12 protein-coding genes are annotated in these 16,524 nt (G+C 48.0%); all 12 read right to left on the minus strand.

What is annotated here, in order from left to right:
• Window positions 1-10 precede the first annotated feature (10 nt).
• The gene (locus DFP95_RS22775) at window positions 11-571 is read right to left on the minus strand and encodes a dihydrofolate reductase family protein (RefSeq protein WP_115994994.1); all 561 of its coding nucleotides are present in this window, start codon (window positions 569-571) and stop codon (window positions 11-13) included.
• Between the two features lie 156 nt (window positions 572-727).
• Window positions 728-3,772 (minus strand): peptidase domain-containing ABC transporter, encoded by a 3,045-nt coding sequence (locus DFP95_RS22780; RefSeq protein ID WP_181907567.1) that lies wholly within the window; start codon window positions 3,770-3,772, stop codon window positions 728-730.
• A complete protein-coding gene (locus tag DFP95_RS22785; protein WP_115994996.1) occupies window positions 3,756-4,568 on the minus strand; it encodes a peptidylprolyl isomerase in 813 nt (270 codons plus the stop codon). Before DFP95_RS22785 ends, DFP95_RS22780 begins: the two co-directional genes overlap by 17 nt.
• Window positions 4,569-4,688: 120 nt before the next feature.
• Window positions 4,689-4,871: a TIGR04149 family rSAM-modified RiPP gene (locus DFP95_RS22790; RefSeq protein WP_115994997.1), complete on the minus strand. Its 183-nt coding sequence runs from the start codon at window positions 4,869-4,871 to the stop codon at window positions 4,689-4,691.
• Window positions 4,872-4,965: 94 nt separating this feature from the next.
• Complete coding sequence (locus DFP95_RS22795) at window positions 4,966-7,467, minus strand: winged helix-turn-helix domain-containing protein (RefSeq protein ID WP_115994998.1); 2,502 nt, start codon at window positions 7,465-7,467, stop codon at window positions 4,966-4,968.
• 71 nt (window positions 7,468-7,538) lie between these two features.
• Window positions 7,539-10,454 carry an excinuclease ABC subunit UvrA gene (uvrA, locus tag DFP95_RS22800; RefSeq protein WP_115994999.1) on the minus strand — a complete coding sequence of 972 codons (2,916 nt, stop codon included), beginning with the start codon at window positions 10,452-10,454 and terminating at the stop codon, window positions 7,539-7,541.
• Window positions 10,455-10,460: 6 nt separating this feature from the next.
• Window positions 10,461-11,417, minus strand: coding sequence for a hypothetical protein (locus DFP95_RS22805; RefSeq protein WP_115995000.1), 957 nt, complete (start codon window positions 11,415-11,417; stop codon window positions 10,461-10,463).
• A 678-nt stretch (window positions 11,418-12,095) separates the two neighbouring features.
• Window positions 12,096-12,539 carry a GNAT family N-acetyltransferase gene (locus DFP95_RS22815; protein ID WP_115995002.1) on the minus strand — a complete coding sequence of 148 codons (444 nt, stop codon included), beginning with the start codon at window positions 12,537-12,539 and terminating at the stop codon, window positions 12,096-12,098.
• Window positions 12,540-12,729: 190 nt separating this feature from the next.
• On the minus strand, window positions 12,730-13,143 hold the full coding sequence (locus DFP95_RS22820; protein ID WP_115995003.1) for a DUF4830 domain-containing protein: 414 nt from the start codon (window positions 13,141-13,143) through the stop codon (window positions 12,730-12,732).
• Window positions 13,144-13,196: 53 nt separating this feature from the next.
• Window positions 13,197-13,919 (minus strand): hypothetical protein, encoded by a 723-nt coding sequence (locus DFP95_RS22825; RefSeq protein WP_181907568.1) that lies wholly within the window; start codon window positions 13,917-13,919, stop codon window positions 13,197-13,199.
• 214 nt (window positions 13,920-14,133) lie between these two features.
• Complete coding sequence (locus DFP95_RS22830; protein WP_115995004.1) at window positions 14,134-15,717, minus strand: bifunctional metallophosphatase/5'-nucleotidase; 1,584 nt, start codon at window positions 15,715-15,717, stop codon at window positions 14,134-14,136.
• A gap of 14 nt (window positions 15,718-15,731) precedes the next feature.
• Window positions 15,732-16,511 (minus strand): HAD family hydrolase, encoded by a 780-nt coding sequence (locus DFP95_RS22835; protein WP_115995005.1) that lies wholly within the window; start codon window positions 16,509-16,511, stop codon window positions 15,732-15,734.
• Between the last annotated feature and the right edge of the window lie 13 nt (window positions 16,512-16,524).

Genomic DNA, 16,524 nt, shown 5'->3' on the forward strand with positions numbered 1-16,524 from the left:
AACATCGCGGTCAGACGATCACGCGGTAGTGAAGATGAACAACGCCGCATTGGAAGCGATGCTCACCGAGCAGATCGAGCTGCATACGGAGGTTGTCAGGCAATGCTCGCTTACCTCCACCCAAGACGATCGGATTAACAAGCAAATGACACTCGTCGATCAGTCCCGCGCTCATCGCCTGCCCGGCAAGCTCGGGGCCGTTTATCGTCAAGTCGGCTCCTGAAGATTCCTTCAGTCTCCGGATCCTATCAGGATCGAATTCGCGCTCGATCCTTGTCCTGGCGCTTGAAACGGCCTCAAGCGTCCGGGAAAACACGATTTTCTCAGTTGCTCGCCAGATCTGCGCGAAATCCCGTACGACCTCCGGTTGATCGCCGCCGGCGCTCGCCGTCTCCCAGTACACCATCGTTTCGTATATTCGACGCCCGTATAAGTAAGTGCCAATCGGCCGCTCGAATTCAGTCCAGAACGCATACATCTCGTTATCGGAGATCGTCCAATCGAAATTGCCTTGCTCGTCCTCAATGTAACCGTCCAAAGAAACATTAGCAGCGTATTTTAGCTTAGCCATTTCACTAACGCCCTCCAATTCGTAGTTTCCGATTAGACCAAGGCCCGACCACTGAATATGAACGAAGATTCACCCGCTTTTATATTAGCACATATTGGAAGTATTCTGCCTGTTAGCGGTTGCCGACTTTTTACTTCGTTTACATCACATTCACGACTACAACTGCTGGCTCACCAAGTAATAATAGAGTCCCTTGGTCTGCAGCAGCTCTTCATGGGTTCCGCTCTCTGCGACCGTGCCCCGATCGAGTACGAAGATCCGATCGGCATGCCTGACCGTGTTTAGCCGATGCGCGATGATGATTGTCGTTCTGTTCTTCACGATCGCCGCCAAATTGTTCTGTATCGCTCTCTCCGATTCGGTGTCCAACGAGCTTGTCGCTTCGTCGAAAATGAGAATCGACGGGTTGCCGAGCAATGCTCTCGCAATCGCGATTCTTTGGCTCTGCCCGCCTGATAGACGCATGCCGCCCTCTCCAATCTTCGTATCGTACCCTAGCGGAAGCGACCGGATGAACTCATGAGCGCCTCCCAGCACGGCCGCATTTTCAATTTCGTCATGGGAAGCGTCCGGCATGCGATAGGCTATATTCTCGCGAATCGTTCCACGAAATATCGCCGTTTCTTGCTGTACGACACCCACGGTTTGGCGAAGCGATAGCACATCGATGCTTTGTACGTCGAAGCCGTCCAGCCGGATCGTCCCGCTCGCGGGAACGAACAGCTTCATCACCAGATGGGCTAATGTTGATTTCCCAGATCCGCTTCGACCGACCAATGCGACGGTTTGTCCGGGGAGAATCTCGAGCGTGACGTTCTGCAGGACATTGTTTCCTTCCTCTTCATAACGAAAGCTTACATTATTGAAGGCGATATGCCCGTTTACTTGGACGAGCCCTCTCCTATTATCGGTCTCCGCTTGCTCGAGCGGCGCCTGAAACACATCGTCCAACCGTTCGATCGATATCCGTACTTCCATCAAATCGTTCAACATCTGAATCATGTAGGAAACGGCTTGCGTGACTGTCGAGAGCAGTATGGTAAAAGCAACGAGCTCGCCTGTCGACATGTCGCCATCCAGAACATAGCCGGAGCCAAAATACAATACGGCAATAGTGCCGAACGTACGGATCAAGTCTCCCGCCGTCTCCGCAGAAACCCACAAGAGCGAGCCTTTCAATCTCAGCTCCATCGTCTTTGTGAACTTATCCATCAGTTGAGCGAATACCGACTTCTCGGCAGTGAGCGCCTTGACCGTCGCGATATGCTGGACGACCTCGACCGTCGCCGAATTGGATTCGGCATTCGCTTGGAACTGCTTGCGGCTATTTTTACGCATGAGCGGCGAGAATACGCCGATGACGACCCCATACAAAGGTAGAATCGCGAAAACGATCAAAAATAGATTTGCGTTATAAATCAACATAAGCGAACCGTAAACAATGATCGTAATCAGATCGAGAGTCAAGCTGACGAAGCCGGTCGTAAGGAGGTTGCGAATTTTTTCGTTCTCGTTGACCCGCGTCAGAAAATCGCCCACCGTCCGCGAGTTGAAAAACGACAAGGGCAACCTCAAGATTTGTTTATAGAAGTCTTCAACCATGCTTAGGTCGATATGAAGCGCGGTTTTGGAAACCATCCACTGCCTCGCGAAACTAAAAAATCCGTTAACGAGAGAAATGACGACCATCGTCAGCATGATCATCGAAAGCATGCGTTCCTGTCCGTCTTCAAGTAAGAGATCGATGACTTTCTGCGTAAAAACAGGCAACGAAAGCGAGACAATCTGAATCGCTACGGAGAGCAGCAAAATAATCGAAAGCAAACGTCGATGCGGTTTCATGTAAGCTGTGTATCTTTGCAGCGTCGAACGTCGAACGCCAGGCTCCTTGAGCGCCGCTGTTGGCCTCAACTCCAACAAAATACCGTTCCAAAACTCAGCGAATTGCTCCCGAGTGAGCTTTTCCACGCCGATGGCAGGATCCGCGACGATCACATGCGTCCGGGTTACGCGATAGACGACGATGTAATGGTTCCCTTTCCAGTGAGCTATCGCGGGGAGCCGAATATTTGACAGATCATCGAGAGACGCTTTCTTCCCATTCGCTTCGAACCCGAGCGCTTGTGCCGTGTCCGCCAATCCTTGCAATGTCGTTCCCGATTTGGAAGTTGCTGCGATCGATTTGATCTCGTTAATCGACAGTGCTGCGCCGTAAAATTTCCCGATCATGCTTAAACAGGCCGGCCCGCAATCCATTTCACTTTGCTGCAGTACGAACGGCGTCCTTCTCCATCGCGCGTGACTAAGCCAATCCGACACTCTTCTCGCAAACGGAATCGCCGTCCCTTCGGGACTGCTTCGTTCTCTTTGCTGGAGGGCTATTTCATGATCCATTCGTTCGGTCTTCATCTTGATGCCGCTTGTGTTGTAATTCGAAGTTATTCGGATGATCGCTTCTTTAATGAGTGGATAGGTGTCTATGAGCTCCTTAAAGTCCGCTTTGGATAGGCGAAACAGCGTCGTATCTCCTACCGCTCGGACGGACGCTTTCCTCGGACTATTTTCAAGCAGCGATAATTCGCCGAAGAAGTCTCCTTCGCCAAGCCGATTCAGCAGTTCTCCCGAGCTTTCCTTCATGACCTCAGCTTGTCCGGAACGGACGATATAAAAGGAATCTCCCTGATCTCCTTCCGTGAAGACGTTAGTACCGGATGAATATCGATGAACCGTAATTTTATCCAGCAACGAACGCAGAGCCGCAGAGCCCATATCGGAAAACACGGTCGAGCTGAGCAGAAAAGTCTGCATCGTATTATTCGCGATATATTCATTCAAGTAAACGTCCAGTTCAGGATTCGCCTTGAGCAGACTATTGAATTCTTCCTTGGCCAGTTTCCATATCCACATCTCCGTGGAAGCTCGAATGGTCATGTCCATCACGTTACTATGAAGTAAGCCGCTTTCCCCGAAATGCTCCCCCGGATAGAGAAGTCCAAGATTCACCAAGTTACCTGTTGGTAGTTCCTTGATTCTTCTCGCTTGGCCGGATCCGATCAGATACAGCGCACTGACTTGCTCGCCGGCTTGAACGATCGTTTGTCCCATCTCGTAACGTTCGGCGATAAGGCTTTGCGAAATGAGCGACTTTTCCTCTTCGCTCATGATATCGAATAACGATACTCGGTTAAACAGCGTTTCCATTATCATTCACATCCAATAGGTTGGTAATCGATAATTGATCCCAAAGCGGAAAAGCTAGGTCCAACGTGTTCCATTGCTCCGTTACCCATTCTTCAAAAAGCATCGAGCTAATGCGCTTCCGCAGATTCTCATCCAATACCGCCATTTGGATCTTCTCGACCTTATATAGGCGGTATTTATCGCCCGACTTGACCGGACCTACGACTTCGCCAGCTTTCGCGCCGAAGACGGCCGCCGCATCCGCGGGCGACAATGACAGGCGAAGTACTTCGCCGAAGAAGCCGCCCGCCTGTCTCGTCGTTTCATCTGTCGAATACTCCCGGGCAAGCGAATGAAAATCGCCACCTTCCTTGATTCGGAACATGATTTCCCAAGCCGCCCCGACTTCTTTCATTTCCATCATCGAGATCTCGGCCGAATCGAACGCCAAGCGGTGTTCGTAATAATAGGGCTCAACCCGATCTTGGCACACGGCCATCTCGACTTTGGCTTGAATGAGCCGATCGTGAATCGCTTCCGCCAAATCGTCTAGCGTCATGCCGTGGCTTCCGAGCCATTCTTTCGCCGCGGCCACTTGTAGGAGTCCGTGCTCCCGGCGAAATTCGTCGATCCCTTGCTGCAACTCCTCCAAATCAACCGAGATGCAGGCGGTTCGTGCATATCGCTCGATTAGAATCTGTCTCGTTTTGCTCTGTAACGCGGTGAGGATCCGATGGTTCCTCGCATGGCGCAGAACCTCCAGTAAGCTAACGCGTTGTCCATCGATAACAAGAGCATCTATTTCATTTAAGCTCATAGCTGCCTCTCCAATCCATTGGTTTCAAGCAAAAGGCACCCGCGACGGGATGTCGGAGTGCCTTGCGTTTCCTTTTTTCAATTGACCGTCTATGCGAACAAATCGGCAGATCCGCGATATCTATGCGAGACTGCCGCCGGATGCTTGTCTATTGCCTTTGCTAACGGCCTTGTGGGCGGCTCCTGTTCTATTCAAGGCTCCCGCGCCGCCAATAACCTGTTTCATCTCTTTCTCGCTGAGTTTCTTGTCTTCGTCGCGCAATTCTTCCAGACGAAATTTTTCCGTTTTTTTCATTTCGGCCATCGCTTATCTCTCCCTTTAGATGAAATCCTTCTATCTCCATCGTATTGGAGATTGGAAATATGTACAAGCAACTAAAGTTGTATGCGGCGTTCGCCTACAATAATTGCAATTGCTTCGCTCTGGACACGGCTTGAATCCGATTTTTGGCTTCGAGCTTCTGATAGAGATGATGAATATATCGTTTAACCGTTCCTTCGGAAAGATACAGACCTCGGGCGATTTCCTCGTTCGATCTACCCTCTGCGATCAACCTCAATACCGTTTCTTCCCGATTCGTAAGCGATATTGGCAACGAGTGGGTAAGAAGTTCGGCGCGCGGTTTGCCCTCATCCTGAAATATTCGGACATAACCCTCAGGTTCCGCCAATTCGTGCGCTTCCTTTAGGGACTCGGCAACCTTTGCCGGGTTCCCCTGAATTTCGTATGCCGTCGCAAGCAAGAGGTGAATTTCGATTCGGCTGCCCAGTCGATCCGCGAGCTTTGCTTCTTTCTCCAAATGAAGCAACAAATGAACCGCATCATCCGTTTGTTCCTGTTCAATGAGTAGTCGCGCTAACGTAAGATTCACATACTCCCTTGAAACGCTGGTCTTGTCCGACGCTAAAATATGCCGACGCAACACCCAACGTTCTCCTGCGGCCCGATCTCCTTGAACCAACCGAAGCCGAACTAGGCAGGCCTCCAATAATAGCTGCCAATGCGGGGAATGGAACGGTTGTATATCCTGAATGGCTTGCCGAATCAGGGTCTCCGCTCCCGCGACATCGTTTTTTGCTCGGAAAATTTTCGACAACAGAATAATGCCGGGAGTTATAACGCCGAGATTGTGCTGAGTGGGAGGCATCGTGAGTGCTTGCCGCAGTATAGCTTGCGCTTCGTCTAGTTTGTTCCGTTCGTAATACAGGTCCGCAAGGAACACGTAACCGTAACCTTCCAGCGTATAATGAAGCGCGCGCTGTCTTCTTTCCGACGATGCGACCTTCGCCGATAGTTCTTCCATCTTGCTTAGTCTTCCTCCGAAGCCGATCGGTCCGCGATACAGCAGCGCCTCGCCTAGGTTAACGACCTTAACGATCGAAGAAAATTTCTCCAGTCCTTCGAGATTTTCGTCAAGCAGTTGCACGAAAGTATCAATATCCCCTTGGTAGAAAGCAACTGAAGCCCGATATAGTCCCATCCTCAGTTCCATGTCTCTTCGAGCTTCCGGAGGGAGTAAGCCCTCACTCGTGGCGAGTAATCGCAATGTTCGCTCCAACAAACTTTTCGCTTCATGGATCTGTCCGGACGCCGCCATCTTCCCAGCTTGAAAATAAAACAAATCGGGACGAAGAATGATGCTTTCAAGCGGCAGCGCGGCTAGCCACCTCAGCAAGGCCGCTTCCTCCCCGCTCTTGATGATCGCCGAGAAATGGCGTTCTATGCATTCCGCGGCCCCCTCGTATTCTCGGGCCTCCAGCGCATGATCGATTGCTTCCCTGATTGAACCGTTATGTTCATACCACTGATATGCTCTCCAGTGAAGCGCCTCGATTTCCGCTCGATTCATCTTTATTTGCAGCCGTGCCCTCAGCATGTCTCCAAATAAGTGGTGGTACCTGTACCATGTTCGCGTATCATCCAAGGGAATAAAGAAGAGATGGGAGCGGTCCAACAAGTCGAGCATGCGGCCGGTATCTTCTCGCTCGGTAACGGCCTGAGCGAGTGGGGAACAGATATGATTCAAAATTGAAGTTTGCAACATAAAGGATTGAATATCTTCCGTCTGGCGGTTGAGCACCTCGTCCACCAGGTAATCGATAATATAACGATTGCTGCCGGAGAATGATTCGAGATAGGAAGCAATATCGCTCCTTCCCTCCAAGGAAAGCAGAGCGAGAATGAGACCTGCCGCCCAACCTTCCGTCTTCCGCTCTAGCAAAGCGATTTCTTCCGACGTGAGAGTCATTGTCGACACTCGGTTCTGTAGTGCGTCTATTTCGTCGCTCTTAAAACGCAGTTCGTCAGCGTCGATATGGGCAAGCTGCCCCTGAAGTTTAAATCGGGACAATGGCAGTGGCGGAAGCGTTCGGCTGATAATGGGCAGTTGCAATCGATTGGGGATATGATGGATGAAAAAAACAATGCTTTCCAGTATTCTGGCATCCGCAATCGTGTGAAAATCGTCCAAAACGAGAACGCATGCCTCTGGAAGCTCGCTGATTTCATGGATAAGAAACGAGATAGCCGATTCTTCGGAAGAACCTCGAAGGGACATTAATATCGATTCAGATCGGAGCGCAAAATCGGGAAAGCATTGAACGATAGCGGCTACGACGCAGCTCCAGAAGCGGACGAAATCTCCGTCTCCTTTTTCAAGCGACACCCAAGCCGCTTTGTCTGAACAGGAGGATCTCAGCCAACTGCCTACAAGCGTCGTCTTCCCAAAACCCGCCGGCGCAGTGATAACCGTTAGTTTGAGCCGACCGCCTTCATCAAGCCTCGTCAATAAACGAGTCCGAACGACTTCTCCATCCCTCGGTCGCGGCAAAGCAATTTTCGAAGAGAGAACCCTGTTTCTTGAAATATGGAGCATGTCCTTGTCTGTTTGATTATCCATATTTAACTCACTTCTTTACCCTGGATTAGCCGTACTACCTTGAATAATTCTTCACATTAAGTAATAATCCTTCACTCTGTCGGATGCCGTCGCTCTCTCGAACCGCCTTGTACAGAAAGAACATCGCACAAAAACTTGCCGGTCAACGACGCGTCGGTCTTCGCAACTTCTTCGGGCGAACCGCTTGCAACGACCAATCCCCCGTTTTTCCCGCCTTCCGGTCCCATGTCGATCAGATAATCTGCCACCTTAATCAAGTCTAGATGATGTTCGATAACGATGACGGAGTGTCCTGCGGCCACAAGCTGGTGCAAGCAGTCGATTAGTTTTTGGATATCGCTCAAATGCAATCCGGTCGTCGGCTCGTCGAGAACGTACAGGTTATGTGCTCCGCGAATCATTTTGCTAAGCTCGGTCGCGAGCTTAATACGCTGCGCTTCTCCCCCCGACAAGGTCGTGGAAGACTGGCCAAGCCTCAAATAGCCGAGACCCAGTTGATGCAAAACTTTTAATTTATGCGATATGTAAGTTTGATCGGAGAAATAAAGAATCGCTTCCTCGATACTCATCTCCAGCACTTGCGCGATGTTCCTGTCGCGGATGCGAATCTCGAGTACGTCTTCGTTGAATCTCGACCCTTGGCATACCGGGCAAACGGATTCGACGTCGGCCATGAATTGAAGCTGGGTCGTCACGACTCCTTCGCCCTGGCAGTTTTCGCATCTGCCTCCGTTTTTTTGATTAAAACTGAAGTCCTGCTTTGCCAGCGGTTTTCCCGCCTCGGCGGCGGCTTCCGCGAACAGGTCCCTGATTTTATCGAAAAAACCGACATAAGTGGCCGGATTGGATCGGGTGCTGCGCCCGATCGGGGATTGATCGATTTTGACGATTGCCGACAAATTCTCGTGTCCGGTCAGTTCATCGTGTTCTCCCGGAACGATGCGGGCATCGTGGAAGTAAGAATGCAATTGCTTGCAAATAACTTCGTTAATAAGCGTGCTTTTGCCTGAGCCGGAAACACCCGTCACGCATACAAGCATCCCCAGTGGAATATCGACGTCAACGTTACGCAGATTGTTTGCTCTAGCCCCTCGCAACGATAGCTTTAAACCGGAAGGTTGCCGACGAACGGAAGGCGTCTCGATCTTCCGAGCCCCCGACATGAACATGCCGGTATTGGAATCGGGATGTAGTCGCAGCTGCTCCGCGGTTCCTTCGGCGATGATTCGCCCTCCGCTCGCGCCTGGGCCAGGTCCGATCTCGATAATATGATCGGCGCTGCATATCGTTTCCATGTCATGCTCGACGACGATGATCGTATTTCCGATATCGCGGAGCTTTTTGAGCGTTTGGATGATTCGTTTGCCGTCTCTCGCGTGCAAGCCGATACTAGGCTCGTCTAGTACGTACAACATGCCCATCAAGCCGGAACTGATTTGCGTCGACAACCTGATTCTCTGCGCTTCCCCGCCGGATATCGTATCCGATCGACGACCAAGGCTCAGATAGTCGAGTCCGATATCGAGCAGCAAATCCAGACGCGACTGAATTTCCGTGACGATTTGCTTCCCGACTTGGGCTTTCTCCGGCTCGAACGCAATCCCCGTTAATCGCTCTTTAAGTTCCGCGATCGAACATTCGCATAGCTCGTGAATATCCGCACCGCCCACTTTCACGTCGAAACGTTGACGCCGAAGTTTTTTTCCTTCGCAGTCGGGACAGGCGTGTTCGACCATGACCCGTTTGTAAAATTCCTCTTCGCCGCCTCCCCGCGTCTTGCGCTTCAAGAACAGCTTGTACCACCAGTTGGTAATATGTACGAATCCGCCGAAGCCCATCATTTTCCCCTCATGCCTGAATTGCGATTTGGATGCATCCTCTCCCGGTTGAAAGAGAAACTTCGCACCTTGGGTTCCGTACATCAACAGGCTTTGAACCGATTCGGGAAGCTCCTTGTACGGCGTATCGAGACTGAACCCGAAATGATCGGCCATGCACCGGACTAGTGACCAATGCCAGGTACCCGTTCCGGGACCGAGCAGCTTCGGATCGATCGCGCCTCTTCGGATGCTTTTGTCCGCGTTTTTGACGAGAAACTTCGCTTCCGCTCGCATGAACGTTCCGATTCCGCCGCATGTCCGACAGGCGCTGCCGGGATCGTTGAAAGAGAAAAAGTTCGGCAGCAATTCGCCCATCGTCAGATGGTGTTCGGGACACGCGAAGCCGCGGTAAAAACCGATTTCGTCAACGAACGCATTTGGGGGCGTCTCCGCGATTTCGAACCGAATAAAACCTTCTCCTACGAGCTTTAAGCTGTTCTCTATCGTTTTCGTTAACGATTTATAAATGTTCGGCTCGACGACGACTTTATCGACGATCGCTTCGATTTGGTATTCCGCTTCTTCGTCAAGTTCGATCGGATCGCTTAAATTGATTCTGTTGCCGTCAATGCGGACCGTCCTGAACCCTTTCGCGCGAATTTCATCGAGCGTCGTTTCGTAAGATTCTCCGTAAATTTTGTGCGCGGGAGCAAGCACTTCGAGAACCGTGCCGTTCGGCAGCTGCCGTATATGGTCGATCATTTGGCCGGGAGATCGAATGGGTACAGCATGATCGCATAGCGGACAATTCGCTTCTCCGGCAGAGGCGAATAAGAGCCTCATGAAATCGTAAATATCGGTCATCGTGCCCACGGTCGACCTCGGGTTAACGATTCCTTTTTTCTGCTCGATGGCAATAACGGGAGATAGACCTAACACGACATCAACGTCCGGTTTCTTCAATTGGTTCATCCGGCTTTTGGCGAACGTCGACAAGGATTCCAGGAAACGGCGTTGTCCTTCCCCGTAAATAACTTCGAAAGCGAGCGAGGATTTCCCCGATCCGCTGACTCCGGTGACGACCGTCAGCTTATCCCGCGGAATGTTGACGTCGATGTTTTGCAAGTTGTTCTGCCTCGCCCCGCGTACTTCGATGAATTGCCTCATTCCGAATCACTTCTCCCATTTCGGCTCTTCGAATAGATCATAACAATAGGCTGGTTCAAGCAGACGAATGCGGCTCTTCGGCGTCGGTTTCGTTTCCATTTCAAGCTTGGAGATGAGCCCCATTTCCGCAAGCCAATCGCATCCCGTCGTCACGGAACCGGTGTCGATGGAAATGACGGCGCTGAATTTCATGACAATGTCGGTTACCGTGCGAACGTCAGCCTGAACTTTCAAATATCCCAAGATCGGCTTGAACAATTGCTCCGCCCGTTCTTTCAAATAATCGTTTATCATTCGAAGAGCGAGCCGCACTTTCTCTTCCGTCGCTTGCTCTTTCACGAAGTCCGTATAGACCGCATGAAAAAAAGCAGGATTATACTTAATAGCCTGGTGGACCGACTCCCTCATGGGAACCTCTTTATGGATCAATACCTCGATTTGCGAGAGTACGTCGACCATTTTAATGACCCAGAAAGCACTATAGACGGCATCCTCTTTCACGTACATCCATTTTTCCGCTTTAGCCAGTAGACTGAGTGTGAAACACCCGAGCCGCTGAAGCTGAAGCTGCCTGTCACGATCGCCGACATAACGGATTTGTTCGAAATAATCCGTGATCGAAGCGTCCTTCGCGAACAATAAAGTGCTTCGAGCAAGCATCGATTGGTCGAAGGAACCGCTTATCGACCGCTCAATCCACCGCTTGAATTCGTTTCGGGTTTGTATGCTCGCGTTGATGGGAACCTCGTTCTCGACGAAAGTCATGTAATCCGAGTTAAGCTTCTGATCTTGAACGATCAGCTTGAGATCGATGTCCGATTTCTCCCAAACTTGATCGTACGAAAGACTTCCTAGCAACACGGCAGCGATCACTTGTTCGTCTTGTTGGACTTTGTCGATGAACTGCCGCAAAGCCTCGCGAAACATCGCTGTTGCTTCCTCTCCGCTTTTCCCCGTTACCACGAATATCCTCCTCGTACCACGTTAAATGCTTTAGATGCCAGCAATTTCGAAATTCTAACAAAAAAGAGCACGACATTTTCAAGTGTGCTCTACGCCATACTATTATCTCAATAAACTATATTTTGGAAAAGAAGTTTTTCGGCGGTATTGAATCTGGCCGATTCTCCTGCACTGCTAGTTGTGGATCAATTATCCTGCATGATATAATTTATAAAAATGGAAAGAAGGGATAAACGTTGAACGCAAAAACAAACCTTCGCCATCAACGTTTCAACGCATTTCATAATAAACATAATCAACGAGTAGCAGAATTTCATAAACGTCACGCTACTCAAATCGCGAACGGGGATAATGGAAATAGTTTAATAGCGAGATGGGAAAGATTTGTTTATAATAAAGCACTGGATATTTTGAAGATACTTAAAAAATAATTTAATTGAGGCTGTTCCTACGTGAAGCAGCCTCTTTCATTCTTTTCAAGTTAACCTCACGTTAGTTGAATCAAAAAGGATCAGGCCACAGTAGCGATATCTTAATCAAGAAAATTGTTTTGTTTAATTACATCATCAGTGTATGAAAAATAGACTATATCTCCACGCTTCAATTCATAAAATGCAGGATCAACAACTAATTTATGGGTCAATAATGCCATAAATATCAATAACTTTCTCGGTGAAATTAGTCAAGCTTTATAATTTTATCAAAGCAGTATGAATCTTTATCATAGCCATTATGTTCATAGAAAGCATGGGCAACAGTTCGCTTCATCCCTGTACATAGAATAATGCTGGATATTCCTATGTCTTTCGCATAATTTTCAGTGAATCGTAGCAGTTCAGTGCCTATCCTATGACGCTGAAAATCATTATGAACAGCAAGTCCGGTTATATGCAGATAACCATTCCCAGACCCAACAGCTAATGCATGAACGGTAGATATGAAACCAACAACATGTTTATCAAGTAACGCTACAAACGTTTTGTAATTGCCGGCTTTAATCATCTGTTCCATCGTAACGCGAAAGTTCTCATCCGTAACTGTACGAACGCCAAGTACAACGTTCCATAAGAAAACAACTTTAGTATAATCGTTTGCTACAACTTCTCGTATCTTAATTTCCATACCCTGCCCCCGTTAATAGAAATATTCATGAACAAAGGACTCGACAATTGATGAAGCTACCTGTTACTTCAATGTAAAAAGCAGACTGTCGCTGCAATCCGCTTCATTCCTCTATAGTTCCCCGTCGTCTTTGTTAGTTTATACATGTCGTATTATCGCGATAGTTAGACTATGAAAAACTAGGAAATTGCTATTGATTCATAATCCCATCCATTTTTAATTTTTCTTTATCCATCAAGGAGAATACTCCTGGAAGAAAATCATCTAATCTTCCGTACCCTCCAATAACATCTCCATTTATTTCATAAATTGAGGCGTGTATTTCTTTTCCTGTTTTTTGTTTTTCCTTTAAAACGTAGGTGATAATATCCATTTCTTTATTGTTGTATGGCTCCAAATCGATTCCTGCGTCTCTTGCACTTACATAATTTCGCCAATTATTTATCAATTCCGTTTCTTTGCTTTTTTTGTCCTTAATATGCCAGCCAAACGACTCTAGGTATTCAATGTGCTTTTCCGGATTCTCTTCGTCTAATTCTTTACCGCAACCAATAAGTAGAACAAAACTACATAATGAAAAATAAACAATCATCTTTTTAACCATAATGTAGTTACACCCCTAAAGAGAATCATCATTTGATATGAGACGTGAACACCTCATGAATTTTGTATATTCAACCAGTCTTGGGGTTGCGGCTGTTCCAATGAAATTGGTCCATAACTACGTGTATCATTGATCGTTTTACGTACAACGATATCCCCTCTAGCATTAAGTGCTTCAATCTCAAATGGAGTTGAGACAGACAGTGGAAGAAATGCGAACCAGATCGTATGGCCAACTTCGGAACCTGCTGATTTGGCCGCGTAAACTCCAGGCACTTGTCCGTCTATGACGATATTTACACTCTTAATGGAAGGATCCAGAACTTCACCGACCACCATTGGGAAAGGGGTATGGATTCCCTCAATCTTCGGCATTACCATATAATTTAGCATTGCTTTTACGGTTGTGCTTCCTCCGATTCCGTATCCGCCACCCCAGACCCATTTCCATCCAAGCCACGTTTTCCTTACATACTCGATTTGAAGGTCACTACCCTCTTTCTGATAAAAACGCTTAATGAATAAAAGAACACCTCCATCAACAGATTCTTTGTGTATTACCTGCATTACTGGAAATTGTCGTACCTTTTGAACAGCCTCTTCTGGAGTCTTACCTAGCGGTATACGAATCGTTCCCCCAATTACATGTGACATTCGTCGATCCTCCAATCCTCCAGGAAGATCCTTTGCAACGGCATAAGCAAAACCCAGGATAATACAGGTTAAAAGCGCTCCGACACCGATCCGAATGAGCCGACTACTGTGTTGTTTCGGCATGCCCTAGCACCTCGTCAATTTGTATTATTGTTAAACCCATTTTAAAGTATTTTTCACCATAGCTTATTTTTATCACCTTTGAATTATTTCCCATATATTAGGACGCTTGAAATGAGTAATCGTTGCGTTATCCCGCCAGTGCATCTCTTATTGCATGCACAAAAAAACTCCGCGAGACGACGGAGTCTAATGCTCAGATCGATGTTCTTTATTGCTAATCATGGACGACTTCCCAATTCGCATTGACCGTTGCTTCGATCGTTCTTTTTTCAAGGATATAGGTCGTCAGCAGTTCCGAAATATCGGTTGGAAGCTCGCGAACAACCTGTTTTCCTTGAAACATGGAATAGTTACCTCCGCCGCCTGCCCGGTAATTGTTCATTGCCACATCGAACGTAGCTTGGAGATCTATCGGGCGTCCATCATAATGAAGCTTCGTCACTCGGCTACCAATCGGACGAGAAATGTTGATCTGATAGTCGATCCCTTCCCACATATCGTAGTTATAGTGTTGCGGTTTAGGAACTGAGAATTCATCGCTAACCTTATAGTCTTTTCCATCGTATTTCGCGAAATAGCCGGCTGATTGCTCTAATGCGTCCTTAATATCTTGGCCGGTGACGCGGATTACCTTTAAGGTGTTCGGGTAGATATAGTTGGAGACAACGTCTCGCACGGTAATATTCGGTTTGAATCCTCTCGCTTGATCGTCGAACAAGGCCGTGTTCGATAGGCTTACTCCTCCATAAAACATCTGTACCTTATTTATGAACTCAATAATGGCATTATCACGAGTACGTGCTTCCATGGGATTGGAAATGCTCATATCTCCTATCGTTTGCCCAATGGGGGTATCCAGCCATTTCTGCGTTTTTGTTTCATGATTCCGCACCAGATCAATAATACCGCTATCAGGCGTGACATCCTTCACGGAAATAAGCTCAGCCTTCTTATCAATGACATGCCAACGTCCTTCCTCAAATGCCAAACGAAGCGTAGCTTTTCCCAAAAAAGCTCCTTGATGGCCGGGCTGGAGAACGGTTATGCCATTAATCTCTTCGGCGATTATGCGATGTTGGTGCCCGGTCAAAAGCACATCTATGCCTTCTACCTCGTGACATAGGCGGTAGGCGAGGTTCTCGCCCGTTAACGGTTCGCTCGGTTGACCGGATTCCAAATCGCGCTCGAACCCCCCGTGATAAGCAACGACTACCGCGTCTACGCCCTCTACCTCTCGTAAGTGGCGAACCCCCATTTGCGCCGAATCCATGACGTCAAGAAAATCAAAGTCAACGATATTCGAAGGATTTTCCCAATTGGGAATATAAGAGGTCGTAAGGCCAAGCAAGCCGATCCTAACTCCATCCTGCAACTCTTTGACGAGATAAGGCTTTCCGTAATACGGATTTTTAGTTGATTTCCTAACGACATTCGCCGATAACCAAGGGAATTCGGATTCTTGAATAGCCTTGTTAAGCACCGCTCTTCCATAATTGAATTCATGGTTTCCGAGAACGGCCGCGTCATACTCGAGCTCGTTTAAGCACATCACCATAGGATTAAGAGGCGAGTTGTCGATTCTGGCATGGTGATAAGCTAGCGGCGTACCTTGAATCAGATCGCCATTGTCGACCAAGAGAACATTCGGGCAAGCTCGGCGTTCTTGATGAATAAGCGTGGCGATCTTAGCCAAGCCCACTTCGTTATCGCTATTGTCGGCATATTGGATCGGCAAAACGTGTCCATGTAAATCGCTAGTTTCCAATATCGTAATGGTGATTTCTTTCGAATGATCCATGTATATCTCCTCATTCAAATCAATTTATAATGGATTAACGCGGATTCGATCCCATCTTCATCGACTGATTTTGTTACATATTGCGCGATATCTTTAATGCTCTGCTCGGCATTGCCCATTGCGATTCCATGTCCGACTTCCAGAAGCATATCCCGATCGTTGAAACCGTCGCCGAACGCGAAGGTTTGCTCTTTAGTAAAACCGTATTTCTCCATGCACCATCGAATCGCTTGCGATTTCCCTGCCGATTTCGGAATCAAATTGACGAGAAAAGGATCGGACCAATTCAATACGTAATCGTTCAAATGGGGTTCGAAGAACGAAGCTTCATTTGTTGTGATATATAGATGCCCCTGGTATAAAGGCGTATCCGTTTCGAAGTTATTTTTAAAAGCCGGCATTGGGGCATTAAAGTTACGCCAAACTTGCCGTACTCGATCATTAATATCATTAACGATCTCTCCGTTCTTATGGTAACCGCCATAAACGATTTTATTTTCTTTTGCGATTCGGATGATATGTTCCATAGAAGAGAGACGAATATGATTGTCGTAAACAATATTCCCGGCTTCGTAGATCAATTGCCCGTTTGAAACGACGATCGTATCGAATCGGATCGGAATGGCTTCTTGAATAAAATGAACGAATTCCGTTCCGCGTCCCGTCGCCACGATGAGGGTATGCCCTAACTCCTGAAGGCGTCTCAATACTCTCGCGTTGCCCGAAGACACGCTTTTCGTTGAATGGCTGAATAAAGTGCCGTCAAAATCGAAAAATATCAACTTCTTATCCATACAATCACACACA

It is taken from the genome of Cohnella lupini, assembly GCF_003386205.1.
In the GTDB taxonomy this organism is placed as follows: domain Bacteria; phylum Bacillota; class Bacilli; order Paenibacillales; family Paenibacillaceae; genus Cohnella; species Cohnella lupini.